Here is a 24,720-nt window from a genome sequence, read left to right on the forward strand (position 1 = left end):
ATACTTTAAATTGTTCTTGCGAAAACATTAATTCAGAATTTGCTTTTAGGGTCATGTTCGTAGACGCTAAATTGGAATATCCACTGATAAAGGAAAAAGAGGTACAAGAAAACCATCTTTTGCTTCGATTCCGAACTCCTGCCAATCCCAAAATCGATGAACGGAAACCTTTGGTTATTGGTCTTGCCGTGGATAAAAGTTGGTCTATGAAGGGTGAAAAAATGGAATCAGTGATTGATGCCTCTTGTGCCCTGGTCAACTGGCTCACAAGAAATGATGCTGTGACTATCATTGCTTATTCTGCTGATGTTCAAATCATCCAACCCGTAACTCACCTAACAGAAAAAGTTTCTGTTACCGACAAAATTAGAAACATCCAAGTCGCCACTTCCACTAACTTGAGTGGTGGGTGGTTGTCAGCTTTGAAGAGTTTGTCTCAATCCAAAATTGCCAATGCATACAAACGCGTTTTGTTACTTACGGACGGAAATCCTACTTCAGGAATTAAGGAAAAAGAAGCACTGGTTAAAATTGCTTCTGATCATTTGGCAATGGGGATCTCCACCACAACGATTGGAGTGGGAAACGATTTTAATGAAGAGATGTTAGTGGATATCGCCAAGGCCGGTGGTGGCAATTTTCATTATATCGATAATCCAGAAAAGGCATCCGATATTTTCTTCGAAGAATTTGGAGATATTGGAGCTTTATACGCGCAGGCCATCGATGTGGAATTACAACTAGCTCCGGGTGTTCGACTGAAACAAGTTTTGTCTGAAACCTCTCACCAAATTTTGGAAGAATTTGATGAGTTTTTAGGAGATTCTAAAACCATATCCAGACAAAAAATCAATCTCCAGTTAGGTGACCTTAGAGCCGACGACATTCGGAATTTAGTGTTACGACTCGAAATTGATGACCGAGTGAACCAAATCGAATCTCCGTTTTGCGAAGTGAATGTTTCGTATTACAATCTATTACAACAGAATGTTTTAGAATCGGTTAAAGATTCCTTTCAGTTTCCCAGAGGAAACAACCGCGGAAAACAAGATCCCGACGTACTAGTAGAAATTTTGATCGCCAATGCAACTCTTGGAATCAAAGAAATTACCGATTTGATCCGACGGGAACATGTAGAAGATGCCAAAGCATTATTATTTGGACTGATTCAGGATATAAAAACCAACTTACATTTTGCTCCGAATGCACTGGGTTCTGTACTCAATCGTTTACAAGTTTTGGAAACAAAAATTACAACCAAATCGGATGATTTAAAGAAACATCTATTTGTGAATTCACAAATGATGCTAAAAGGCCCAGAAAAACTAGATTTAAAAGATGTAGTCCTTCATAACGAAATCTTTGAATACCGGACTGTGGGTGATATTGATTTGTATAAATGCCCTGAAATCAAACTTCTGATTGAACAAAAGATGCAAGAAGGATTTCGGTATGTGGTTTTTGATTTTGCCAATACTTCGCATATTGATTCTTCTGCGATTGGGATGGTGATTCAAATTGTGGGTTGGTTACGGCGGCGCGGGGGAGAACTTGTGGTTGCCAACATTCATGATTCGGTAAAAAAGATTTTTGAAATCACTAGGTTGTACAACCACATTCGTGTGGCAGAGACACTTCCCTCTGCCCAAGAAATGTTACTGAGAATTATATATGCAAACGAAGGAGATAAAAACCATTAGTTGGTTTAAGCCAACCAACGTTCTGCTTCTTCAATTGCTTCTTTCAAGTCACCAACTAAAGCAGGCGCAATGGCGATCCCTTTCTGAGTCGGTTTCAATTCCCCATTCGGATCGGTATACCAAACTCGAATGTTAAAAAAAGTTTGGCCTTTGTATTCGGAGATCTCCACGCGGATGACTTCTCCTCGACCTTTGTCAATGTCTCGAATGATTCCTGTTTTTGCCATGTTAGTACGTCTCTACAAAAAGTTGTTCTTTTTCCTCTAGATGTTTTTTGAATTCATCATACGAAAGATCAGTTCCGCAAGCAGACATGATTTCTTGTATCACTCCTTTTTCCATTCCCTTTGGGCCGCCACAAATATAAAACTTACCGTTTCCATTGACAGCATTTTTAATTGCTTCGGCATTTTCTTTTGCACGGTGTGTGATGTACATTTTCCCACCATCAAATGAGTTTTTTTCCTCTCGGCTAATGGCTGTTATGAAGTGAAAATTGGAATGAGATTTTGCTATGTCTTCAAAATAATCACGTAAGACGATTTCATCGGAATAGGGAGCTCCGTAAAGCAACCAAACATTTCCTTGGAAAGAGATGAGTTTTTGGACAAGGAGTTCTTCCACCATTCCAAAATAAGGGCTGATTCCTGTTCCTGTGGCAAAAAAGAAGATATCACCAGAAAAATCGGCTTGGGGTAGAAGGAATTTTTTACCTGCAGGTCCAGTCATTGTCACCGTATCGCCGGGTTTCAAATCACAAAGATAATTGGAACAAACGCCTTTATGGACTAGATTTCCAGTTTCATCATACACATCGTCTCTTTTGACAACAAATTCAATATTGTCCTTGGTTTGGCCAAAACTGAACGACGGTGAGGCGATGGAATACAAACGGATGGTATACGACGGGTCAGACGATCCCTTCGCCTGTTTTTCTGGATCGACCCCAGGAGGGATGATTCCTGCACTTTGACCGATCATATAGGGATAGGTATTGTGGTCGATGGCGATGGTGATTCGATGCACTGCCGAATCTCCTTCGTTTGTTGGACGTTTTCCCTTACCTGGTTCGGGAGTCAAACGGGTGTTTGCCAGAACCTGCGCTAAAATGGGATTGGATTTCTTAAACAGATTGATTTGAGGGGTAAGCAAAGTCGTCCTCTTAACGGGTGGTTTTTGGTCAAGTTTGGCACTCGGATGGTTCGGGAAAAGGAGAAGTTGGAGTTTTCATTTTTCCTCGCCGGAATTATGTCTCTTGTTGACTCATTTTTCTGAGTTTTTAAACTTTAGTCATTCCGGCCCCCTCGCCGATCCTAATGACAACGGGGAAAACAAATTGCATGAGATCGACTGAAGCCCAAGAAAAGAAACCGTTGCCATTTCCAAATACCGTACTCCATCAAAAATTGGAATCGTTCACAAATACGATGCTCCAATCTTTGCAAACTAAGGTAAAAGATGATAAAACCTGGGCCGTTCTTTCGATGTCGGGAGAAATTTTAGCACACGGCCACCAACTTCCCCAGATTGATCGTAATTCCGATTCTCTTTTTTCCATCTAAGTACGGGAGGTTCTATGTTTCATCGAAGTTTCCGACTCTTTTCTAATGCCCAGTTAACAGTGATAAGTTTTGTTTTTCTTATGACTTCTGTTTCCGTATCTGCGGAACCTTATGGTATGGCAGGTTGCGGACTTGGTTCCATGGTTTCTGTTTGGAAAAATGACATTGGGCAGGTTCTTGCTGCTACAACCAATGGCAGTTTATCTTCCCAAACCTTTGGAATCACCTCAGGAACGTCCAATTGTACCACAGATGGGATTGTTCGAGTGGATAGGGCCCAAGAAGTATTTGTTACTTATAATGAAGAACCTTTGGAATTAGAAACCACACGCGGAACTGGAGAAAGAATCCGAACCATTGCTTCTTTGTTTGGTTGCCCCACTCATGGGTCTCAATTGGGAAAACTGATGAAGGATCAACATTCTTTTATCTTTGAGAAATCCAAAGAAGGTGATGTTACTTCTCGATCTAAAATCATTTTATCTAGATTGAAATCAAAAATCGCTGAAGATCCTGAATTGAAACAAGCCTGTTTGTATTAATCGCGAAGTACTCGAGAGATTTCCGAGTTATAACGATGAGCCGCTTCTGTTTGGTTCAAATACCCAAAAGCACCTAACTCAAATAAAAACGCTGCAGTGATTCCATAACCACCATCTGGTACGGAGTCACATCCTTTTTTGCCTGCAGGATGGATTTTCCAATCGCGTGGGTTGAGGAATTGAAAGTTTTCGGGACAGACCACATGCCCATAATTTTTCCCATCAGCATGCCTAGCTTCGTGTAATAAAACAAGAACCCGGTCCAATCGATTCAAACTAAAAAACGCTCGTCCTAGCAATACATCTCCATCGTGATACATGGCGATATAGTCACCTGTGGATCCGAAAGAGTATTTTTTAATTCGAGATTGGATCCAACGGGAAAGTTTTTTTCCAGAGAAACCAAACTTAAAAATAGATTCAAACTGTGTGAGTCGGTTGTAGGTGGATTTATCGATTTTGACTCGTTTTGGTTCCAAAGTCTCCAAGTAGGAAAAGGATTCTTTTAAAACTTTCGATTGTTTTGCGTTTAACTTTGATTCATCGGAGTGTAATGCCACTCCTGATAAACAATAAAGAACAGTTACAATAAAAAATGTTTTATGCGAATTGAGTTCAAAAAGTGGCTTGGAGTCCACCATAGTAAAACCTGGGACGAATAGGATTGTATGTAAGCTCGTATTGGTCTAGGACGTTGTCTACTCCTAAAAACAAAGACATCCTTCCATCGAAGAATTTTTTCTCCATTCTTACGTTTAAGAGCGTAAATGCTTTTCCATACACTACTTTGTTATTCTCTTCCACACTTTTCGTTTGTTGATCAATCAGAGCCGTGCTTGTTCCCGCAGTGAATTCATTGGTTGTACTATAAAATGGCCGTTTGTCTAAACGTTTGGCACGAAGGGCAAATTCCCAACCCCCAGGTGCGTTCACAAAAAAGTTCATTGTTCCTTGGTGAAGGGCTCTCCCTTCTAAGGGTCTATCGGTTGTTAGGTCTCTCGTATCCGTTTGGTTGTAACCCAATTCCAAAGCAAAATATTTGAGAAACCGAAGTCGAGATCCTGCTTCCACACCTCGTGTATAAGCCCGTTGTACGTTCTTTAATTGGAAGTTAGCAAATTCGCTGGTTCTGGTTCCAAAGCTGTATTGGATGAGGTCGGTAATATCGTTGCGAAACACACTTAAGGAAAGCGTCCAAAACTTAAAAGGTGTGTATTCGATGTCTGCGTTGACCGTTGTTGATTTTTCTGGTCTCAGTTTATCATTTCCATCCACAACATAACCAACACCTGGGTTTTCAAAACGTAAGTATAATTCACGAAAAGAAGGAGGTCGAAACCCTTTTCCGTAACTGGCTCGAAAAACAAGATTACTGGTGATATCTACTTTGGTGGCAATTTTGGGAGTGGTTTGTCCACCGAACTGGGAGTCCACATCATGGCGCACCCCTGGAACCAACCGCCAAACAAAACCTTGGCGCCATATGATCCACTCATCTTGAATGAAAGCGGCACGTCTTGTTCGATAAGCATTCCTTCTTTGTAAACGATCTGATTGTAATTCTTCTGAGTAAGATTCGACCCCAGCAGTGACCATATGGTCTTTGTTGATTTCATGATCAATCTGGGCTACACCTTGGGATGAAAATTCGTTGGTAAGTTCTTTTACATCCAATTCATTCGAATTTCTTTGATCTAACTTATAGTGATTTTCCCAACGAGAAAAATTTCCTCGTAGAGAAACCATATTTCGTTTTCCATAAGCGTATTCTAATGCACCTAACCCAAGAAAGTCGTTTGTTAAATTGGTTCTATCAAAAACGCCACCATTGGCTCTGGAATCGACCCCAGCTTGGTTCCGGTTTAAATAATTGATTCCCGTTTTCACTTTAAATTGACCATCTGGATTGAAAGTCATGTTCCCACCCACGTTGTTATCCTGGAATGAGTTTCCTGTCGTGGCTGGAGTTTTGGGATCTAAATCATAAGCAGCTGCTTGGTTGAACCCACCAAAAAAATTAGTGGCTACAAAATCATTTTTGAAACCCACATCGGCGATCATGTTTTTTTCGCCCTGAGTTCCAAAGTTGGTTTGTCTTCCGTTTCCATAAGAAGTACGGAATTGGTAGTGTTCTGGTTTTTCTGCTTGTTTGGTGATGATATTGATCACACCACCGATGGCATCCGCACCGTATAAAGAAGAAGAACTTCCTTTTACAATTTCCACCCGTTCAATGTTCTGAACTTTAAATCGTGTTAGGTCGATAGTATTGTTCAACCTTCCGGCAACACGTTGCCCATCCACAAGGAAAAGTACATATTTGGAATCAAGTCCGAGCATTTGGACTTGGGAACCTCCAAAAAAAGGAGTTACGTTGATTCCTGTTTGGGTTTCTAGCACCTCACCTAAGTTACGTGCACCCGTTTGTTCAATTCGTTTGCGAGAAATCACTTCTGTTGCAACTGCTGAATCTTTCAGTCGTCGTTCTCCACGAGAACCAGTGACAACGATCCCATTTTTATTATCCAAATCTTTGAACCGGTCCACTTCTTCTGTAGGGGTTTCCTCTTTATTTCCTTCTTCAGGAACAGGAGTGGTGGTTCCCGAAGTTTGGGGATTCGGATTTTGATCTGTAGGATTTGTGTCTGTTGCCGTTGGTGTAGGAGAGGTTGTTGTGTTTGGAGTTTGTTGGTCAGTGGTTTTTGTTTTTTTTCCCGTTTCACGAGGACGTGTCTGGGAATGGATTTCTCCAACAAAAAGTACAAAAAGACAAAGGATGGGTAATAGGAACTGAATCAAACAATGCATTAGGGAAGTTTTTTCCATCGGATGGTCGGATAACCAGAAGTACCCGCATCACTATAATAATTTTCGATATGAATGGCGTAAGTGTTTAAACCTGTCCCGGAGCGAATGAGAAAGATATCAGGTTTGGGGGTTAAGAATCCAATGGTATAAAAATACCATTCGGTAACGATTGCATTTCCTACATAAACGGCACCAGCTCCACCAATTCCTTGTGTGGTTGTAGCTACATCCGGAGAAAACGAATTACATCCTTGGCTTGATGCAGAAGTGGAACTAGCCACCCCAAAATCAGTAGTATTACTTTTACAAGCACCACCGAGTCCAAAACGATTGGTTTCTCCTGAGTTTGTTGCCGCTTTATATCTGTTAAATGCAATATCCCAGGAAAGGGAATCTTTTTCTGAAAAAGGAATTTGTTTGTTCCCTTCGAATTGAAAATAAATATAAAAATCTAAATTGGTCGCATTGAACCGAGTGGTGTAACTTCCGTCACCATTGGCTTTTGAATAAACAATTTTATCTAAAGCGTTGGGATTCCCTGCATTGACCAAGCTAGTGATCAATTGGTTTACAAACAAGTCTTGGTCTGACAAGGCAGCTTCCTGCCTTGCGCAAAAACTCAATAGGAAAAGAATCCCAAAGATAAAAAACTTCAAATTTCTTTATAAGCCTGCAACTGTATAAGTTACGCTAGCAGCCTGTCCACGGGATGGAATGGCATAAAAGAAAATATGGTAATCACCAGCTACTGTAAAAGTAATTGTTCCTGTTCCAGAGACTGTATAGGAATTCGTAAACTCGCTATTTGAATCTGTAAGACTTGTAGGGGTAAAACCAGTTCTAGTGGAAGTAGCTAGAGGGCAAGTTGCCGATTGGTATACGATGACAAAAGCATTTCCGCTAAGAGCAACAGTGGTTGCGATTTTTGCAGTAAGTTTAAGTGCTGCTGTTTGGTGGCCTACAACTGGTACAGAACCAATTTTGCTAATTGTTGCTGTTCCGTTGGCAGTCACGACATTTTGCCAAGTATTGATACTGGCTCTGGGAGGTGCAGTCACTGTACAATCACCGGAAGAAGTTGTTAATGCCGCAAGAGCTAGAAGAGGAGTATTGTCTTTTTCTTCCTTCTTTTCACACTGGAGGGAGAGCCCGGCTACCAAACTTAAAAGGATGAGTAATTTCGTCTTATTTTGAAGTGATTTCATAGAACCTCGGTCTTTTTTATCCAAACTTGAGTACTAGTAATGAGAATCAAATTCATTTTACCCATAAAGAGAATTTTTTCGGACACTGACAAAATCATGACAGAAGTCTTAGTACTGGTACAACTTTGGTTATTTTATTTTGATTCCTACAACAAAGATAGGTAGGTTAGCTACAAACCTAGTCTTAAAAAAATCAATTGTAAGGAAAATGATTTTTCGTCTACTATGCCTAGGTCATGTCTCTCAAACAAATTACGATCTATATCGAAGAGTCAGACCATAACTTTTACAATCGAATACTACGCGACATAACAAACATTGAAACATGCAATGTGCATAGCTTTCATTCCATTTTAGAGATCAAACCTGGTACGATTCAGGAATCTGCTGTTTTTTTATTTTGGAATGATTCCAAAGTTTTAGAAAAACAAAAATTCATTTTTGAAGAGTTTCCAGAATCACCTTACATCTTACTTTCGGTGGAGCCACTCACTCCTCTCGAATTAGCAAGAGCAGCACATCCAACATTTTTACATCTTACCGAATCAACCTATTCCGTTGCTAACTTAGATTTAATTTTAAATTTTTCAGAACGATTGATAGAGGATATGAATCGTTCGATTGCCTATGACAAAATCAGAGAAAAGGTTATTGTACTTCAAAATGTTTTTGAAGAGTCATTAGATATTTTGATGCAGATTGATCCAGGTACCAACCAGATCATCAACGCCAACAAACAAGCAGTAGTTGTATTAGAATACTCTCTGGAAGAAATTGTAGGCAAAGAATTTTCCATATTTTTGCCTCCCGTGGAAGTGGATGAGGATACAGAGTTTGAAGGAAATTTAATTGAGAGTACAGCTTTAAAAACAAAGTCAGGAAATTTAATTCCTACAGAGTCATCTTTCCGATTGTTTCCTGTGAATGGAAAAATGGCGATTTGGGCTACCTTTCGTGATATTACCGAAAGGAAAAAATCTCAAGAACAAGTAAAAAACCAAAAAGCATTTTATGAGTTTATTTTAGATAACCTAGACTCTGATATTGCAGTGTTGAATTCAAACTACCAATATGAATATACAAACCCTGTATTTTTATCGAATAAAGAAATTCGGAAATGGTTATTTAAAAAAACGGATGTTGAACTCGCAGAAAAGTTAGAACTCTCAACGGAGTTTCATGAAAAACGTAAAAAATACTTGGATGTCGCTGCCAAAGAAAACGAAATTGTTGAGTTTGAAGAACTGATTCAAGATAGTAATGATAAAATAACTTATCTTTTAAGAAAATACATTCCTATTGATGATAAAGAAACCAATCAAAAGAGGTTTATTAGTTTTGGTGTTGATATCACGGAACGAAAACTTTCAGAGGAAAGGATTAGTTATCTGGCGTATTACGATGCACTCACCGGACTTTCGAATCGTACTTTATTTATCGATCACGCAAACCAGGCCTTAAAAAATCACAAATCAACCGAGACTTTACTAGCGTTCTATTTCTTCGATATTGATAACTTTAAGTTTATCAACGATAGTTTGGGACATACCAAAGGAGACATTCTTTTGCAAATGGTGGGAGCCAGACTCAAACGAGTGATGACAGAGGTTGATACTGTTGCCAGGTTTGGTGGAGATGAGTTTGCCATTTTAAAAGTAGATGTTCCAAACAAAAGTGCAGCTGCAGAATTTGCTCAGAAGATTTTAGATATTTTGAGCCAACCTTTCCATATCATGGGCCGTGATTTATTTACAACCATTAGTATGGGAATTGCTCTTTCCCCGAATGATGGAGTGTCTACTTCCGAGTTGTTAAAGAATTCGGATATGGCAATGTACAAAGCCAAAGAATTGGGTAGAAATAATTTTAAATTCTATACAAACGAACTCATTCTTCGTTCTGAAAAACGATTGTACATCGAAAACTCATTACGCAAAGCCATTCAGAATGATGAACTCCTTCTCTATTTCCAACCAAAAATGTCTACTATCACCAATCAAGTTTGTGGAGCAGAGGCTCTCATTCGATGGAAACACCCAGAACGTGGTTGGGTTCCTCCCGTAGAATTCATTCCTGTTGCCGAAGATTCAGGTATTATCGAAAGGATTGGAGATTGGGTACTAGAAGAAGCATGTAGGCTAAAAACCGAATGGAAAAAACAAGATTTTCCGTCTTTTCCTATCAGTATTAATGTCAGCGGAAAACAGTTAGCGCGTGCTAATTGGTCTCATCGTGTCCAATCAACAATTTTACAATATAATATCAATCCAGAGGAAATCGAATTAGAATTAACTGAAAGTTCGATCATGGAAAACCCAGAAAAAAGTATAGAGGCTTTCGAATATTTATCCGAGCTCGGCATCAAAGTTTCAATCGATGATTTTGGAACAGGATACAGCTCTTTAAGTTATCTAAAAAAGATCAATGCTGATGTTTTAAAAATCGATCGTTCCTTTGTCATTGATTTAGAATTGAATGAAGATGATCGGGTGATATGTAAGGCTATTATTAATATGGCACATTCTTTGGGGATGGAAGTCATCGCTGAAGGTGTTGAGAATGTGGCTCAGAGGGATTTATTACATGACCTAGGTTGTCATATGATCCAAGGTTATCTTTATAGCAAACCTCTCCCTGCCGAAGAATTTGTTGCTTTTGTTAAAAAAATTAACCAATCTGCAAAAACAAAATAGCCGAAATTTAAAGAGATGATACGGTTATTATCCTCATTAATTTTAATTTTATCTTTTGTACGTGCGGTTCCTGCGGAATCTCGTGAGGTCAAAAAGAAATCAGTTCGTACCACTCCCTTGAATTACTTTGTCAAAAAAGAAGAAAAGAATTTTTCTCTTCTGATGGAAGCCAGACGATTTGGAAGGGGAGAAGTGATCTTCCTTCGTTTAACTCCTAAAGATAAAAAATGGATCAACGAATCGTTTAAGATTAGTTGGTTAGGGAAAGATGTAATCCTTACCAAAAGGGAAAAGAGTATGGTTGCCTTTTTACCGATCTCTCCTGATACACCTGCTGGTGCTATGACATTGGAAATCGTTTCCAAAATCTTTTTTGTCAAACGGGGCCAAAAACAATACCAAATCATTCTTGAACCAACCAAATTCCAAGTGATCAAAAAAAACCAACAGATCAAAGTGGATGAGAAGTTTGTTACCAAAGAACTTCCGAAAGAAACCTTAGATTTTATCCAAGAGTGTAAAGCGGCCAAAGAAGCCGCTTTTTCAAAACAAAGCCAGTTACAATTTTTGAGTAATTTTAAAAATCCTTTAGAAAAAATATTTATAACTAGTAAATTCTATGTTAGGCGAGACTATAATAACAAACAAGGCCGACCTCATGGTGGAGTTGACTTTCGTGGTAAATCAGGAACTCCCGTCTATGTAATCCAAGATGGGGTAGTGGTTCTTGCTCGTAAAACTTACTACGAAGGAAATTTTACAATCGTGGATCACGGGAATAAGATTTTTTCTTTTTACATGCACCAAAATGAAATCAAAGTCAAGGTTGGTGATCTTGTGAAACAAGGACAGGAAATTGGAACTGTTGGTTCTACGGGAATGTCGACTGGGCCTCACCTCCATTTAGGAGCTAAGGTAAATGACATCCTTGTGGATCCGCTTTCTTTAATTGCTCTGCAATCGATTTCCGAATCGAATTGATGCTAAAAATTCACGAATGCCTTGTTCGTGAATTTCCCCTTTTTCTAAATTTTCCGTGATATGTAACAAAAGTTTATCGTGGTTGGATGTTTCCACAAGGATAAATCCTGTCTTCGCATAACGCGGTCTTAGTAGATCATAAAATGTCCAAAACTTGGATGTCACAATAAAGGGTTCCAATTCTTTTTGTTGGATTTCTTGGATGTCTTCTATATCGCCTTTACTGACTTGTATTTTTAGAAATTCTGAAAATTCAGAGATGGCTTGGTTTTCTTGGAAACCTAAATAATCAGGAAAGTAAAAAATCCGAACAAAGGGATATCGTTCCGCATCATGATCACTGAAAGCAAGTAACCCCGCAATTTGACCTGCTCCCGTTTTGTTTTCCATCGTTAAGTTTTCCGGTTTGAAAAAATAAAATCCTTCGGGAAGGGTAAATCCAAATTGGAGTTCGTCATTCCAATATTGGTTATTTTCAGTTACGGTCCAACCGTTCAGATCCTTTTCTTCAATTTGGTATTTGTTTTTGAAAAGGAGATAGGCGGATAAAACTTCCGCACCTTGTAATGCTTTAAAAGATATGAGGGCGTTACTAGCAATGAGGCAAGCCGCCAGCAAAAGTCGAGCATAGGCCTCCAGGTGCAAAACACGGATGAGAAAGGTGATGGCGATAAATAAAAACAAAAAAACAGTTCCGGCCTCAAAAACCAAAATCTCTGTCAACCAGAGAGCAAAGATAAAAATCACAGCAACACCTAACTCAATGAGGGGGTGGAAGGTTTCTGCCCAGTAGCGGTTGATCACATACAAGCTGGCATAAGTAATACACAACCCAACGCAGAGAGAAACGAAACAAAGGGCAGAGATGTAATGCCAAGGTAGGTGGGACTCATGATAAATGAAAAAGGGAATTGCTATCAGCGCATATAAGGTGAGGAGGTTTCTTGTCGTTTTGGGTGCTAAGTATTGAGTAAAGAAACCACTTGCATGATTTTGGATTTTAGTTAGTATTTGCTTCATGTCGGCGATCACAGACTTCTTTCAAAAAATCCAAAACCAAATTGTAGAAATCCAAACTACCATCAACCAGATCAAAACCAGTTGGGAGAATTTTCAAAAGTTTTGGGATTTGTTTTTTACTTTAGTCCCTTGGGAAGTTCTCCTCTTACTCATCTTTTCTGTCATCCTCCTTTCCGTTTTCAATTCAGTTTCTCCGAAAACTCCTAAGGCCAATCTCACAATTGCGGTTTTGTTACTTGCTGCCCTTTGGATCTATTTTTGGGGATTGTTTGGAAAAGAAGTCTCTTATTCCAGAGTTATCTTTGTTTCGTTCTATATTTTGGTTCCCTTACATGCGATTGGATTGTTTCAAATTCTATATCGTTTCGGAAAAAAGATTTATTGGAACAAAAGACGGATCCAACCAAAAGTTTGGGACTCTGCCCTCCACCAACTCTCTCTCGACTACCACCAATTGGTAGGAAAGGCACATTTGTATCATGAAGAAATCCAAGAGAATCGGGACAGTTTGTACCAAGAAATGGAACGATTGGAACTTTCGCTAAAAGGAATCAAATCTCTCCTTTCGCAAAAGAACCAATCGACAGTCAAACCATCCGAGTAAGCAAGCGCGCACTTGTAAAATCTCAATCTAAAAAATAGATCAGGAATCGAAAAATCCTATTTATTTTTTTCCAATCACTTGGGGATAAAAACCAAGGGGTGATTGTACATCGTGATCATGGGCCGGGATGATTTGTAGATCTGGATTTTTTTGGAAGAGGTTGTGGACTCGGGAGATTTCTTCACCGAGAGTTGCGATGTCAAAATCCACAATCCAACGGGCACCTCTAGGTTTGTGTTTTTTCTCCAAAAACCCTTCCCTTCTCCAAACAATATCTCCTGTAAGAAAGTAGGTTTGTCCATTTTCGGTATGTAAAAACAATCCTACAGAACCCTCACTATGTCCTTTCATAGGAACAAAAACAGCGGTTCCGTCTCCATACCAATCCAAACTCTTCGCATAAGACGCATAAGGTTTATTTTGAAATACTAAATGTTTCCAATTCACAGAATCCCCATCAAACTGAGAGGAAATATAACCCGCCTCAAGTTTGGGATGGTTCAATTCTTCTGGTAAAGAATGGATTTTTGCTGAAGGAAAGTCTTGTAATCCACTCGCATGGTCCCAGTGCAAATGAGAGAAAAAAACATCTTGGATGGAATTTGTTTTCACACCGCTCGATTCTAATTGTTCTTTTGCCGTTTGGACCAATTGGTATTCCATCAGTAATTTTAAATACAAAGGAAACTCTTGAAACTGTTCTTTGACTTTAGTTCCGAGTCCGGTATCAAATAAAAAATTTCCTTTGGGATGTTGGATGTAAAAACTTGAGTGTGCCACGGTGACGGCTTTCAGAACCGATCCACCTTCAATCACAAAAGCCTCTAAAGTTTTTGCTTCTCCCGTTTTCAGAATCGAAAATACGAGAGGTGATTTTTCATTTGGCTCGGGGATGGAGACATTGGCTTCATTTTGCCCTAGGTTTTTAGAGGGAATATTTTCCTTGGGGTAACCAAGAAAATACAAAAGGAAAAGGAGAATCGGAAGAAGGATTAGGTTGGTTCTAATCAGAGTTTTTGATGAGAGTTTCATATTTAATAAGTATCCTTTAAAAAAAAATTAGTCTTGTTTGAAGAGTGACTCGGCAGTTTTCGCAGCCACGCGAAGTGGTTCTGGTGACTTTTGGAGTTTGGAAAGTAACAAAGCACCTTCCCATAAAGAAAGTAAGGAAAGAGAAAGATTTTTTGCGGCGCGAGCTGTGTAACCCTTACCCACAAGATAAGTTTCAAAAGTTTTTAACCAAAGCGAATAGACTTCGCTACAAGCAGAAGAAACCAATGGAATTGAGTTAGAAGTTTCCATAGCCGTCGTGGCGATCGGGCATCCTTTTTTGTATTCACTCGAAACAATTCGTTCTTCCAAAGCATGAAACACTTGTTTGATGGCCTGTGTTGGAGATTCCGTTTCTGCTAATACCGATTGAAAGAACAAATTCAATTGGTTCCCCGAATGAAGGAGGGCCAGGCTTGTGAGTTCGTCCTTCCCACCAGGAAAATGAAAGTAGAGGGAACCTTTGGGTGTGTCTGTCACTTTTCCGAGCTCACTCAGTCCTGTGGCTCCATACCCATCTTCTTCCAGAAGTCCGGCCATAACCTCTATCATCCTTTGTTTGGTCGTTCCGCCTTTTTTGCCCATATGCCATTCCTTTAGAAAAATAATAGACCGGTCAACATAAAAAATGATCTCAAGTAGGATTTCTGAATCTTAAAACCAGAGGTCCATGATTGGCTGGTTTTGATTTGTGGGGAGGCAAAATTTCCCAAAGAATAAATCTCATTGTTTTTTCCATGCCCGGCCGATAAACTAATTAGTACGGATTTCGGGACGAAGTATGATCAATAAGAAGCCATCGCTCACAGGAAGACAAAAGGCCGCCATCTTTTTGGTTGCTGTTGGAAACGATGTAGCATCCGAAATTTTCAAACACCTCCGAGAAGACGAGATCGAACAGATCACGTTTGAAATTGCTCGTTTAGATAAGATCACTCCAGAAGACAAAGAGAAAGTCCTAGTCGAGTTCAATGAACTCATGATGGCGCAGGAATTTATCACCAATGGTGGTATCGACTTTGCACGGGGACTTCTCGAAAAAGCTCTCGGTAACCAGAAAGCCATCGATATCATCAACCGTTTGACTTCGTCCTTACAAGTCAGGCCGTTTGACTTTATTCGTAGAACAGATCCGGCCCACCTCCTCAACTTTATCCAGGGGGAACATCCGCAAACTATCGCACTCATTTTATCTTATTTGGATCCGCAAAAAGCATCCAATATCTTATCTAACTTGCCACACCAAATCCAAGCGGAAGTGGCCAAACGGATTGCGACCATGGACCGGGTATCACCGGACGTACTACGCGAGGTGGAGCGAGTTCTCGAACGGAAACTTTCCACCCTGGCTTCGGAAGATTATACCTCTGCTGGGGGTATTGATTCTGTGGTAGAAATTTTGAACCTAGTAGATAGGGGAACAGAGAAAACCATCATCGAAGCCCTGGAAGAAGAAGATCCGGAACTTGCCGAAGAGATCAAAAAACGGATGTTCGTATTCGAAGATATCGTCTTACTGGATGACCGCGCGATTCAAAAGGTAATGCGCGAAGTAGATAACACTGATTTGGCGAAAGCGCTTAAGTCTGTGGATTCCGAAGTACAAGATAAAATCTTTAAGAACATGTCCAAACGTGCTGCAAACCTACTCCGAGAAGATATGGATTTTATGGGTCCGGTTCGTTTGAAAGACGTGGAAGATGCGCAGCAAAAAATTGTAAACATCATCCGTAAACTGGAAGAAGCGGGCGAGATCGTTGTGGCTCGTGCGGGAGAAGACGAACTTGTGGTTTAATCTACAAGTTTCGTTTTCTTTACAGAACGAGTACCAGTATTTTCTAAATTTGAATCTTTAATTGTTCTATTTGATTCGGTTGCTGAACTTTCCCCACTTAGGTGGAAATTCAACCAGTGCATCTTTCTTCGTAATTTCACCACGTTCTAACCTTTGATTGAGAGTGATGAGTTTGTGAAGGTTACCCATAGAAAATGAAAATTCAGTAATATCAAAATCATCCAAACGTACTTTGGCATTTCTGCAAAACAGTTTGAGTTCAGATAGAATCAAAGTAACCCTAGCGTTTGCATAACGAGCTACAATCTCTTCAAATTCTTCTTCGTTGAAAAATTCTTTTTCTAAATCATAATCGAATTCATGCCGTATGAGATCGATCAGCGATAATCCCAATTCCTTTGCGACCAAAACGACATAATCGAACTTGGATCGGATCCAATCATCAGATTCCAAGAGTTCTACAGCAGAACGAGGAATATTCAATTTTTCTGATAGTTCAACTCGAGTGAGTTTTCGTTTCTCGCGGTAGTTTCTGAAGTGGTTTACTTTTTCCATGTTTTAAAAAAATACAAAAATTCCGTTATTAACGGTCTGAAATGGGTCCTAAAACGTTCGGAACGTTCTAGAGGAATAAGATTCGCATGGATAGTGTTGACTTGCTGTAGAAAAGAAGCGTTAGACTTGAATCACGCTAAATTTCCTTTCTGGAGCACGCCACCGAGGTTAGCCTATGTGGCGTGCCCGTTTTTTCCAGCCTTTTCTTATCTCCATAGTTCGATTTCGCCAATTTTACGTGTTTTGCGCAGGATAAGCCGCCGGTTTTCGTATTTTTCTAAATCTAGGGAGAAGGAGAGTAATTCTTTTTCAATTAGGATCAGAAAAATTTCTTTATAATCATAGGAAAGGGTTAGGATGGAAGCCGTTAAAAGGAAACCATTGATGTACAAAACTCCCTCTTTTAGAACTAGTTTACTTTTTGTTTGTATTATAACATTCTATTTCACGAATTGTGCCTCGGTAGAAACACCAAACCGTTTGCGTAAGGAAATAGATCTCCAAGGGCATCGCGGGGCAAGGGGACTCAAACCGGAAAATACTTGGCCTGCTTTTGAAGAAGCTATCAAACATAAAATGGTCACTTTGGAATTGGATACCGTTCTGACTAAAGACAAACGAGTGGTGATACACCATGACTCGGATACAAACCCAGTTATTTGTCAAAATGCCGATGGCTCAGAGATTAAAAAAACATCTCTCTATGATCTGACACTTGCGGAATTACAATCTTATGATTGTGGAACCAAAAAGAATTCAAACTTTCCCAAACAAATTCCTGTTCCTGGAACCAAACTTCTCTCTTTAGAAGAATTCTTTGAAAAAGCAGCGCTTGCGGAAAAAAAATCAAAAGAGATTTATGAATTCAATATTGAAACAAAATTTCCTGATGATGGATCGGCTCCCGATAGTTTGGTAAAAGAACATACGGAAAAACTAATCCAAATCATTGAAAAGTATAAAGTAACCGAAAGGTCTACCATCCAATCATTTGACCTTCGCACCTTAAATTATGCAAAAGCAAAAAATTCAAAAATCAAAACGAGTGCTTTGTTTGTTCCGACGTACTTCCAAGGTTTCTTAATGACGATTGGATTCGGAAATGGATACAGAGATACGATTTTGTCGGTTGCGAAAGAGAAACAAGCTGATATCATATCTCCTTACTTTTTGTATGTCACACCAAAGTTTGTGAACGAAGCGCATAACAAAGGTCTGTTTGTGATTCCTTGGACTGTGAATACAGAAAAAGAAATGAAACGGCTCGTTTCTTGTGGTGTGGATGGAATTATTTCGGACTATCCGGACCTACTAGATTCAGTGGTACGTAAAAAACCTTAAAGTCCCCAAACAAGGGTACAAAGGGAGGAATAGAGAGAGAGGTAATTTGTAGCCTCTTTTTCAATTCGATAGATATCTACAATCCCGCCGGCACTAGCAGCAGAACCAATGCTTGCATTGCCTGTGGTGAAAAAAAATCCATAACGTTTCACACAGGCCTTTCCTTTCTTTAAAGACGTTTTTGGTAGGTTTCGTTCGGACAAACCTAAGGAATAGGAGGCGTACAAAAGTCCCGTCGGCCCCAACCCTTGCGGTTGTCCCAAGTTCACACAACTGGTCGCAAAAATACTCAGTAAAACCAAAACAGTGAGAGTCCATGAATGCAAAAGAATTCGTTTTGTTTTCATTCGTTTCCTGAGATCTCGACACAAAGGTTCGCATAAAGGCCGAGAACGGCAAAAGTAGTCCAATTGGTTTCGGTTACATTTTGAATTTTGGATCTGGATTTTAGAAATTCCAAAGAGGCATCGCCAAAAGAAAATAGACCAAGTACAGAGTGTACGCAAGATGTAGCCCTTCGTTTGGAGGATTCCCCTGTTCCAAAAATACCAATTTTAGTTTTTGTATAGAATAACCCCCTAGGTCCAAAACCCGGGGAGGCACAGTTACCAAAAAACAAACTAGAAATCAAAACTAGTAAGATAGAAAAACTAAAAACTCGATTCAAAAAATTTCCTTAGTTGTTGATGAGTTCTTTATGTTTGTTTTTCATTTGAATGCATTTTTTTTCAGAATCAATTTGTTTCAAAAGAGTTTTTTTAATCGGAGCCGGAAGTCTTGGGTGGTTTCCAGTAAACTTCTTTAGAATGAGGAGTGTTTCATCCGTACAAAAATCTGGTGCCAAACTTTTGGAAAAAGCATCCAAATAGTTTTCATCTTCCCCTCGATTGAACCGGTCCAGGGCATCAAAATACGTATTTAAAAAACGCAGTTGGATGTCTTTTTGGTGTTCGGGAAATAAAGAGTAGGAAACCACTCGTAATGTCGAAGAGGAGAATTTGCTAGATTTCGGGTTCAAAAGAATTTGAATCCATTTTTCTTTTACGGAAGGGTTCGGTTCCGCGCCTTCGGCCGCCAAACTAGAGTTCACGCCACGACTGGATGGATCTACTTTTTTCTCGCGATCAATGATGGATTGGATTTGCGTTCTATCTGTTTCGAGAGAGCTGAGTTTTACAATGAGGCTCCATCGTAAGTCTTGGTCGATTTTTAATCCATTAACGATGAGTTTGTTTTCCAAAAACCCGTACAAACGTTTTTTACTGTTTGCCGTATAGGTAGAGTCGATGAGCGATACAAAGAGGTAGCGCTGTTCATCACTTCCCGGTTTTGATTGATTTAACTCTTCCCATAAAAAACTTTGTAAGGCATCGAAGTCGCGAATCCGTTTTTCTTCGGGAAACCAAAAGCGACTGGTTACATATGTAGAACCGTTGTCACCGGCCAATCGAGATAAAATCCAACGTTTGTTTTTTGTATCGGTTTCTGTGGGATACAAACGAATTGCTGTGTCTTTGAATTCATCAAAGGTGATATTGGCGAGTTGCACTTGTCTAAAATAATCAGTCCACAAAATGAGTTTTCGCATCGGGTCTGTATCATATTCTAAAACATATTCCAAATTTTCTTTGTTTGGTTCTGTCCACTTCCAAATGGAAAAGTCATGATCTTCCGCGTTGAAGAAACTATAATCGGGGCAAGATTTTACAGGAAAGATGGCATGGGTCGAACGACCGGAATAAACAACAGGGAATTCTTCAAAGGAGAGTTGTTTGTTTTGTTTATCAAAAAAATAAAGACCTAATACGGTTTTATGGTCTCTGAGTTTGTTTTCCAATCCAGGAGCCGATTGGACAATTTTCCAATAGAACTGGTTGTCAGCACAAACGGTGGTTAGCTCCACTTGGTTCGTACCTTTGGTTTCTAACCAATCTTTGGACCATTTTTTCATAGGAAACCCACTGGCAAATTCCAGTTCCTTTAAAAAGTCAGCGAGTGTAGAATTCGAATAGGAATACTTACGAAGGTAATTTTGAACCCCTCTTTGGAAGGCATCCTCTCCGATAAAAAACACCAATTGTTTGAGAACAGAAGCCCCTTTTCCATAAGTGATTCCATCAAATTGGGTGAAGGCTTCTTCTGTGTCGGAAACCTTTGCTTCTACGGGATGGTTTGTGATAAAACTATCTTCGTCGTAAGCCCATTGTTTCATTTTTTCAAAAAAACTAATCCAAGTTTCTTTGAATTCGGAGTTCTTTGCTTGGGCCAAACTTGCCATATAGGTCGCAAAACTTTCGTTAAGCCATAAACCATTCCACCATCGCATGGTGACTAAATTTCCAAACCACATATGGGCCATTTCATGTAAAACTACATCAGAAAGATTTTCTCTTTGGGATCTTGTCATTGGAGAGCGAGTTACAAAACGTTCAGAAAAAGTAACGGCCCCAACATTTTCCATGGCACCAAAATTAAACTCAGGTACTATGATTTGATCATACTTAAAGAATGGATAAGGAATTCCAAAATAAGAATTAAAAAAAGCAAATCCTTCTTTGGTAAAAGTAAACCAGTCTTTGGGTTCTACGTATTTGCTAAGTGATTTTCTAACAAAGAGCCGTAAAGGAATGGATTCAAATTGATCTTCCCATACTTGGTAAGGGCCGGCGTGCAAAGAAAAAACATAAGTAGCGATTTTTGCAGATTCTGGGAATGAATAAGAAATTTCGTCTGGGTTTGTTCCTTTAGATTGGCCATTGGGAAGAGTTGTCGAAATCACCTTCCAATTTTTAGGAACCGTTGTGTTCAGTTGGAAGGTAGCTTTTAGATCAGGTTGGTCAAAACAAGGGAACATTTTGTTCGCATGGAAGGCTTCAAATTGGGAATAAAGATACACTTCTTTATCATCTGGATCTGTGAACTTGTGAAGCCCATTTCCTGTTTTGGCGTAAGGGGTTTCAAACAAAACAGTGAGAGTATTATTGCCAATCATTAGATTGTTGGCGGGAAGTTGGATGTGACCGTTTTCGTAAGGAAGGCCTGTTAAATCAACTTCGTTGAGAATGATGGATTTGATTTTTCCTTCATAATAATCTAGTCGTAGATCCCTTAGTTTTTTTCCAGCAAAACGGATTTTGACTTTTCCTTCGAAGGAATCTTTCGGAGTTAAATGGACATCCAATTCATAATGAATGTCTTCTAAAATTTCAAATCGGCTTTCTGCTTCGACTTGCGTTAGGTGATAGACTGGTTTTTTGAGACGGCAATCCAAAACCAAAACAATAAATAGTAAGGAGAGAATTTGTAAAATTTGTTTCATAGAGGCTCCGTCTCGTTATGGTTGAAAGTTACGATATAAAATGGCCCAGTCGATAGACTTTCGATTTTTCCATTCTGATTCGCTATAGTATTTGCCACCAATCGAATTTAGGATCATTTCCATATACTCTTCGCCTGGATCAAAGTCTTTTGCGTTTAAGAAAATGGAACCACCCCATTTTTTCTTGGCCTGGGTATGACTAAAGACACCCGTTAAATCTTCCACTTTTTCGTTGGAAAGAGGGATCTTGTATTTGGATGTGAGTTCTGTCACCAGATCTTTCACTGTTTGGATTTGTTCGGGTTGTTTTAAAAGTTCTTCGGTGTCTTTGGCCACAATTTCGATTTGGATGCAGTTGTCGTTTGTGCCAGTGGCCGCCGCCGCTCTGTCTTCCAAAACATCCACCAGTTGGTAGGCCTTTCCATTACTGTCTATCATGATGGATGCGGTTAGATTTCTTGCTTCGAGAGTGCGAAGGGATTTGAAATATTCAGAAATGGCAGTGTAGTGTAAAACCACACAACTCGGTTTGATTTTTCCGCGAAATAAATATTTGACTCTATATTCTTCGGGAGGGAATCCTTTTTCATCTTTTTCGATTCGAGAAAAAATAACCTTATCTGCTTTGGTGATCCCTCTTCCGTTCGTAGGTTTGAAGGTTTCTTTTAAAATGTCTTTGTTTTCTTTTTTTAAGACCCATCCGGTGACAAAACGATCCCTCCAATCATCTTCTTCAAAAATTTTTCCATCGATTTCAGAAAGGATTTGTTTGAGTGCGAGTTCACTTCCGCAAGGAGAAAAATCTACAAATCCACCAAATCTTCGTTTGGTTTGATTGTGGGTGAATACTCCTCGTTTGGAGATGACATCGTAATTGGATTTGGGAATGTCCAACTCTTCTGTTAAATAAGAAATGACTTGGTTTAGGACGTTACGTTGTTTGCGATTGTTATAGAGAGTTTCTTGTGTGCCTTCGTAAACAATATGGATGGATTCTAAATCAATTCCTGGTGCGGCCGTCCATTCATGATTTAAAAAGTTGGGATCTCCAAAAATGGTTCCTTCCGAATCCACATAAACGTGAAAGAGGAATTGGTTCTCCGCTGAAAGTTTAAAGAAGTCAGCGAACTTTCGTTTCCCTGAATTGTGTAGGATGATGGCAGAGATGGATTTCGGATCACGCGTTTTAGAAAGTAAGTTCCATTTTACATTCTTTACCGACTCTAGTTCGCTATAAGACACCAAGCCTTCGATGCGAATGGATGGATAGTTGGGAGCTTTTCGAAAAATACCAATACATCCAGTGAAAATAAGGAAAATGAGTGATAATTTTACAAGATTCTGACACAATGGGTTCAAAATCTTAGCAAGGAAAAGAGACTTGGAGCCGTATACACCCTTTACTCTGTCGCGAAATCGTTTCTTAAAATTTTCTCTCAAATGTTTTGCCCTAACCGCAGTTTCGATTCATGGAGTGAATTGTGGTCCTGGTTTGAACACTCCGACCCTCAGGGGAATTTCACCAGAACAATATCACAGTTTTCGTAGCTTGCAAGAAGTCTTCCTCCAAGACAACCCCATTCCGAATTTTGATTTAGGATTGGCTTTGGATCAGTATGTGTACGGACATCCCTATCCCATTGAAACAGAAAGCGTTATACAACTGTTAGCTAGTGTTCCTTCATCTATTTTAGCGGCTATAGCTCTTGATTTTTCTTTCACTCCCATTGTAAAACTTCCCATGGAGGAGAGGATCAAACGATTGCAAGAATGGAAACATTCTTCTCTCGGAATCAAACGTGGTGTTTATGCCATTCTTAGGCAAATTTCATTTTTCCTTTTAAGTTCCGACAAAGAGTACCAAAAATTTGTCGGTTATATCCAATAAGGCGGACTATCTATGGGAATTCCTGTTTTTAACGAAAAAATTATCACTCCAAAAAAACATTCAAACGTAATCAAAGAAAATAATATCCAAGATGGAAAATGGGAACTGAGTGCCGACGTTGTCATTATCGGTTCCGGTGCTGGTGGTGCCGTTGCTGCCAGTGAACTTGCACGTAACGGTTGGAAGGTGGTCCTCATTGAAGAGGGAAGTTACTTCACACCGGCACAATTTAGCTCCGATGAATTTCTCTCGCAAGCCAGACTCTATCGGGATGCAGGGTTTATTGTTACGGAAGAACAAACCCTTTCGATCCTACAAGGGAGGAGTATTGGTGGTTCTACAACTGTCAATTGGCAAACCTCACTGTATCCGCCAGACTATGTGACTACCGAATGGAGCGAAAGATTTGGATGGCAAGGTTACTCAAGAGAAGAAATGGATTCTTTTGTGACAGAAGTTCATGAAAGACTTGGTGTTCATGAAGTGCCAGACAATTTAATCAATGCCAACAACAATGTCCTTCGTGTGGGTGGAAAAAAGCTGGGCTTAAGTCCACAAGTCCTTCGTAACAACAATCATGGTTGTATTGGTCTTGGTCGGTGCGGCCTCGGTTGTCCCATCAATGCAAAACAATCTACGTTTTTAACTTGGATTCCCGATGCCATTGAAGCTGGCGCGATAGTTGTATCGAATATGCGAGCGGCAAAGATCAAAGAAGGAAAAATCAAAACGGTCATCGCTGAATTCACACCAGACGCTTATGAAAAAGCTCCTTCCGAAGTGATCGAAATTATGGAAATCCAAGCCCCGGTTGTGATTGTGAGTGCTGGTGCCATTGAAGGTCCTGCTCTTTTACAAAGGAGTGGGATTGGGAACGGATGGGTAGGTAGGAATTTAAAAGTCCATCCTACATCGACTATCTTTGGTAAGTTCGATTCAGAAATCAAAATGTTCCAAGGCCCACCACAATCCATCGTAATCAAAGATGGTCACAATCAAAATGGAACCGGTTATGGTTATTGGTTAGAAGCGGCGCCCTACAGACCGACACTTGCCTCTTCCCTGGTTCCTTTTTACGGCAAACAACAGTTTGATGTCATGAAAGACTTCACCAAATACAATGCCGGGATCGTTCTTGTACGAGATGGTGCCGATGGAGAAGCCAATGCGAGTGTGAAGTATAGTTTGGGTAGACGAAAGGTTTATTTTGAACTAACACCAACAGACGGTCTGAACATGCTCCGAGGATTGAAAGCCCTTGCGGAAGTGACCGTGGCTGCTGGTGCGAAAGAGCTTATCTTTCCTTTCACAAGGTTTACAGAACCTTACAAAGTGACTGGAAACGATAACTTTGATTGGATTTTGAAAGAAAGTACAAAACCGGGCGACCTAACCGTCGGTTCTGCGCATCCACATGGATCCATTCAGTCAGCCAACGATCCAGAAAAGGGTGCTGTTGATTTAAATTTGGAAATTTATGGCCATAAAAACATATTTGTCATGGATGCCTCAGTATATCCCACAGGACTTTCGGTGAACCCACAAATAACGACTATGAGTATCGTTCTCAGAGCCTCTAGAAATTTGGCTTCGCAAAAAGAAGAAAGAACGAAGATCTAACTTTTTTCCAAAAATCCCTTTCATTCCCATGGGTTCC

24 protein-coding genes are annotated in these 24,720 nt (G+C 39.8%); 10 read left to right on the plus strand and 14 right to left on the minus strand.

Annotation, left to right across the window (positions count from 1 at the left end; all coding sequences use genetic code 11):
- Positions 1 to 53: 53 nt before the first annotated feature.
- Positions 54 to 1,700, plus strand: a complete 1,647-nt coding sequence (locus JWG41_RS08605; protein WP_205269522.1) for a VWA domain-containing protein — start codon at positions 54 to 56, stop codon at positions 1,698 to 1,700.
- 5 nt (positions 1,701 to 1,705) lie between these two features.
- On the opposite strand, the gene JWG41_RS08610 is transcribed toward JWG41_RS08605, so the two are convergent.
- Both JWG41_RS08610 and JWG41_RS08615 read right to left on the minus strand, forming a co-directional pair.
- The gene (locus tag JWG41_RS08610) at positions 1,706 to 1,927 is read right to left on the minus strand and encodes a transcriptional coactivator p15/PC4 family protein (RefSeq protein ID WP_004785453.1); all 222 of its coding nucleotides are present in this window, start codon (positions 1,925 to 1,927) and stop codon (positions 1,706 to 1,708) included.
- 1 nt (position 1,928) lies between these two features.
- On the minus strand, positions 1,929 to 2,852 hold the full coding sequence (locus tag JWG41_RS08615) for an FAD-binding oxidoreductase (protein WP_205269523.1): 924 nt from the start codon (positions 2,850 to 2,852) through the stop codon (positions 1,929 to 1,931).
- A gap of 188 nt (positions 2,853 to 3,040) precedes the next feature.
- Here JWG41_RS08615 and JWG41_RS08620 point away from each other — a divergent pair, with 188 nt between their 5' ends.
- Entirely contained in the window at positions 3,041 to 3,262 is a 222-nt protein-coding gene (locus tag JWG41_RS08620) for a hypothetical protein (RefSeq protein ID WP_205269524.1), read from the plus strand.
- A gap of 14 nt (positions 3,263 to 3,276) precedes the next feature.
- A complete protein-coding gene (locus tag JWG41_RS08625; RefSeq protein ID WP_205269525.1) occupies positions 3,277 to 3,804 on the plus strand; it encodes a DUF3015 domain-containing protein in 528 nt (175 codons plus the stop codon).
- On the opposite strand, the gene JWG41_RS08630 is transcribed toward JWG41_RS08625, so the two are convergent.
- From JWG41_RS08630 to JWG41_RS08645, 4 genes are all read right to left on the minus strand, one after another.
- The gene (locus tag JWG41_RS08630; protein WP_205269526.1) at positions 3,801 to 4,445 is read right to left on the minus strand and encodes a hypothetical protein; all 645 of its coding nucleotides are present in this window, start codon (positions 4,443 to 4,445) and stop codon (positions 3,801 to 3,803) included. The two genes, JWG41_RS08625 and JWG41_RS08630, sit on opposite strands and share 4 nt — an antisense overlap.
- Positions 4,420 to 6,612, minus strand: a complete 2,193-nt coding sequence (locus JWG41_RS08635; protein WP_205269576.1) for a TonB-dependent receptor plug domain-containing protein — start codon at positions 6,610 to 6,612, stop codon at positions 4,420 to 4,422. The genes JWG41_RS08630 and JWG41_RS08635 overlap by 26 nt, the downstream gene beginning before the upstream one ends.
- Positions 6,612 to 7,205, minus strand: a complete 594-nt coding sequence (locus tag JWG41_RS08640; protein ID WP_205269527.1) for an HmuY family protein — start codon at positions 7,203 to 7,205, stop codon at positions 6,612 to 6,614. Before JWG41_RS08640 ends, JWG41_RS08635 begins: the two co-directional genes overlap by 1 nt.
- Positions 7,206 to 7,274: 69 nt before the next feature.
- On the minus strand, positions 7,275 to 7,817 hold the full coding sequence (locus JWG41_RS08645) for an LIC20153 family lipoprotein (protein ID WP_205269528.1): 543 nt from the start codon (positions 7,815 to 7,817) through the stop codon (positions 7,275 to 7,277).
- A gap of 236 nt (positions 7,818 to 8,053) precedes the next feature.
- Between JWG41_RS08645 and JWG41_RS08650 the strand changes: the two genes are divergently transcribed.
- Together JWG41_RS08650 and JWG41_RS08655 are read left to right on the plus strand one after the other, a co-directional pair.
- Positions 8,054 to 10,510 (plus strand): sensor domain-containing protein, encoded by a 2,457-nt coding sequence (locus JWG41_RS08650; RefSeq protein ID WP_205269529.1) that lies wholly within the window; start codon positions 8,054 to 8,056, stop codon positions 10,508 to 10,510.
- 15 nt (positions 10,511 to 10,525) lie between these two features.
- Positions 10,526 to 11,491 carry a M23 family metallopeptidase gene (locus tag JWG41_RS08655; protein ID WP_205269530.1) on the plus strand — a complete coding sequence of 322 codons (966 nt, stop codon included), beginning with the start codon at positions 10,526 to 10,528 and terminating at the stop codon, positions 11,489 to 11,491.
- Here JWG41_RS08655 and JWG41_RS08660 read toward each other — a convergent pair.
- Positions 11,456 to 12,511 (minus strand): hypothetical protein, encoded by a 1,056-nt coding sequence (locus JWG41_RS08660; RefSeq protein ID WP_205269531.1) that lies wholly within the window; start codon positions 12,509 to 12,511, stop codon positions 11,456 to 11,458. The two genes, JWG41_RS08655 and JWG41_RS08660, sit on opposite strands and share 36 nt — an antisense overlap.
- Between JWG41_RS08660 and JWG41_RS08665 the strand changes: the two genes are divergently transcribed.
- Positions 12,510 to 13,115: a hypothetical protein gene (locus tag JWG41_RS08665; protein WP_205269532.1), complete on the plus strand. Its 606-nt coding sequence runs from the start codon at positions 12,510 to 12,512 to the stop codon at positions 13,113 to 13,115. The genes JWG41_RS08660 and JWG41_RS08665 overlap by 2 nt on opposite strands.
- Before the next feature lie 60 nt (positions 13,116 to 13,175).
- Here the strand turns inward: JWG41_RS08665 and JWG41_RS08670 are convergent, their stop codons facing one another.
- A complete protein-coding gene (locus tag JWG41_RS08670) occupies positions 13,176 to 14,147 on the minus strand; it encodes an MBL fold metallo-hydrolase (RefSeq protein ID WP_205269533.1) in 972 nt (323 codons plus the stop codon).
- Positions 14,148 to 14,174: 27 nt separating this feature from the next.
- Complete coding sequence (locus JWG41_RS08675) at positions 14,175 to 14,750, minus strand: TetR/AcrR family transcriptional regulator (protein WP_205269534.1); 576 nt, start codon at positions 14,748 to 14,750, stop codon at positions 14,175 to 14,177.
- A gap of 196 nt (positions 14,751 to 14,946) precedes the next feature.
- On the opposite strand from JWG41_RS08675, the gene fliG reads away from it, so the two are divergent.
- Positions 14,947 to 15,960: a flagellar motor switch protein FliG gene (fliG, locus tag JWG41_RS08680; protein ID WP_015681495.1), complete on the plus strand. Its 1,014-nt coding sequence runs from the start codon at positions 14,947 to 14,949 to the stop codon at positions 15,958 to 15,960.
- Between the two features lie 66 nt (positions 15,961 to 16,026).
- On the opposite strand, the gene JWG41_RS08685 is transcribed toward fliG, so the two are convergent.
- A complete protein-coding gene (locus JWG41_RS08685) occupies positions 16,027 to 16,515 on the minus strand; it encodes a helix-turn-helix domain-containing protein (RefSeq protein ID WP_205269535.1) in 489 nt (162 codons plus the stop codon).
- A 384-nt stretch (positions 16,516 to 16,899) separates the two neighbouring features.
- On the opposite strand from JWG41_RS08685, the gene JWG41_RS08690 reads away from it, so the two are divergent.
- Positions 16,900 to 17,856 carry a glycerophosphodiester phosphodiesterase gene (locus tag JWG41_RS08690; RefSeq protein WP_205269577.1) on the plus strand — a complete coding sequence of 319 codons (957 nt, stop codon included), beginning with the start codon at positions 16,900 to 16,902 and terminating at the stop codon, positions 17,854 to 17,856.
- On the opposite strand, the gene JWG41_RS08695 is transcribed toward JWG41_RS08690, so the two are convergent.
- From JWG41_RS08695 to JWG41_RS08710, 4 genes are read right to left on the minus strand one after another with little or no spacing between them, the layout of a single operon-like run.
- Positions 17,853 to 18,203, minus strand: coding sequence for a TRL domain-containing protein (locus tag JWG41_RS08695; RefSeq protein ID WP_205269536.1), 351 nt, complete (start codon positions 18,201 to 18,203; stop codon positions 17,853 to 17,855). The two genes, JWG41_RS08690 and JWG41_RS08695, sit on opposite strands and share 4 nt — an antisense overlap.
- Positions 18,200 to 18,523: a TRL-like family protein gene (locus JWG41_RS08700; protein WP_205269537.1), complete on the minus strand. Its 324-nt coding sequence runs from the start codon at positions 18,521 to 18,523 to the stop codon at positions 18,200 to 18,202. The genes JWG41_RS08695 and JWG41_RS08700 overlap by 4 nt, the downstream gene beginning before the upstream one ends.
- 9 nt (positions 18,524 to 18,532) lie before the next feature.
- The gene (gene pepN / locus JWG41_RS08705; RefSeq protein WP_205269538.1) at positions 18,533 to 21,175 is read right to left on the minus strand and encodes an aminopeptidase N; all 2,643 of its coding nucleotides are present in this window, start codon (positions 21,173 to 21,175) and stop codon (positions 18,533 to 18,535) included.
- A 15-nt stretch (positions 21,176 to 21,190) separates the two neighbouring features.
- Complete coding sequence (locus JWG41_RS08710) at positions 21,191 to 22,615, minus strand: peptidoglycan recognition protein family protein (RefSeq protein ID WP_205269539.1); 1,425 nt, start codon at positions 22,613 to 22,615, stop codon at positions 21,191 to 21,193.
- Here JWG41_RS08710 and JWG41_RS08715 point away from each other — a divergent pair.
- Both JWG41_RS08715 and JWG41_RS08720 read left to right on the plus strand, forming a co-directional pair.
- Entirely contained in the window at positions 22,557 to 23,063 is a 507-nt protein-coding gene (locus JWG41_RS08715; protein ID WP_205269540.1) for a hypothetical protein, read from the plus strand. The genes JWG41_RS08710 and JWG41_RS08715 overlap by 59 nt on opposite strands.
- Positions 23,064 to 23,075: 12 nt before the next feature.
- Positions 23,076 to 24,683, plus strand: a complete 1,608-nt coding sequence (locus JWG41_RS08720; protein ID WP_205269541.1) for a GMC family oxidoreductase N-terminal domain-containing protein — start codon at positions 23,076 to 23,078, stop codon at positions 24,681 to 24,683.
- Positions 24,684 to 24,720: the final 37 nt, after the last annotated feature.

Origin of the sequence: Leptospira chreensis (assembly GCF_016919165.1) — a bacterium.
In the GTDB taxonomy this organism is placed as follows: domain Bacteria; phylum Spirochaetota; class Leptospiria; order Leptospirales; family Leptospiraceae; genus Leptospira_A; species Leptospira_A chreensis.

Coding starts and splice junctions, on each gene's coding strand:
- JWG41_RS08620 (WP_205269524.1), top strand. CDS start 3,041: ATGAGATCGACTGAAGCCCAAGAAAAGAAACCGTTGCCATTTCCAAAT.
- JWG41_RS08610 (WP_004785453.1), bottom strand. CDS start 1,927: ATGGCAAAAACAGGAATCATTCGAGACATTGACAAAGGTCGAGGAGAA.
- JWG41_RS08605 (WP_205269522.1), top strand. CDS start 54: ATGTTCGTAGACGCTAAATTGGAATATCCACTGATAAAGGAAAAAGAG.
- JWG41_RS08650 (WP_205269529.1), top strand. CDS start 8,054: ATGTCTCTCAAACAAATTACGATCTATATCGAAGAGTCAGACCATAAC.
- pepN (WP_205269538.1), bottom strand. CDS start 21,175: ATGAAACAAATTTTACAAATTCTCTCCTTACTATTTATTGTTTTGGTT.
- JWG41_RS08695 (WP_205269536.1), bottom strand. CDS start 18,203: ATGAAAACAAAACGAATTCTTTTGCATTCATGGACTCTCACTGTTTTG.
- JWG41_RS08635 (WP_205269576.1), bottom strand. CDS start 6,612: ATGCATTGTTTGATTCAGTTCCTATTACCCATCCTTTGTCTTTTTGTA.
- fliG (WP_015681495.1), top strand. CDS start 14,947: ATGATCAATAAGAAGCCATCGCTCACAGGAAGACAAAAGGCCGCCATC.
- JWG41_RS08665 (WP_205269532.1), top strand. CDS start 12,510: ATGTCGGCGATCACAGACTTCTTTCAAAAAATCCAAAACCAAATTGTA.
- JWG41_RS08630 (WP_205269526.1), bottom strand. CDS start 4,445: ATGGTGGACTCCAAGCCACTTTTTGAACTCAATTCGCATAAAACATTT.
- JWG41_RS08690 (WP_205269577.1), top strand. CDS start 16,900: ATGTACAAAACTCCCTCTTTTAGAACTAGTTTACTTTTTGTTTGTATT.
- JWG41_RS08645 (WP_205269528.1), bottom strand. CDS start 7,817: ATGAAATCACTTCAAAATAAGACGAAATTACTCATCCTTTTAAGTTTG.
- JWG41_RS08720 (WP_205269541.1), top strand. CDS start 23,076: ATGGGAATTCCTGTTTTTAACGAAAAAATTATCACTCCAAAAAAACAT.
- JWG41_RS08670 (WP_205269533.1), bottom strand. CDS start 14,147: ATGAAACTCTCATCAAAAACTCTGATTAGAACCAACCTAATCCTTCTT.
- JWG41_RS08625 (WP_205269525.1), top strand. CDS start 3,277: ATGTTTCATCGAAGTTTCCGACTCTTTTCTAATGCCCAGTTAACAGTG.
- JWG41_RS08685 (WP_205269535.1), bottom strand. CDS start 16,515: ATGGAAAAAGTAAACCACTTCAGAAACTACCGCGAGAAACGAAAACTC.
- JWG41_RS08675 (WP_205269534.1), bottom strand. CDS start 14,750: ATGGGCAAAAAAGGCGGAACGACCAAACAAAGGATGATAGAGGTTATG.
- JWG41_RS08660 (WP_205269531.1), bottom strand. CDS start 12,511: ATGAAGCAAATACTAACTAAAATCCAAAATCATGCAAGTGGTTTCTTT.
- JWG41_RS08655 (WP_205269530.1), top strand. CDS start 10,526: ATGATACGGTTATTATCCTCATTAATTTTAATTTTATCTTTTGTACGT.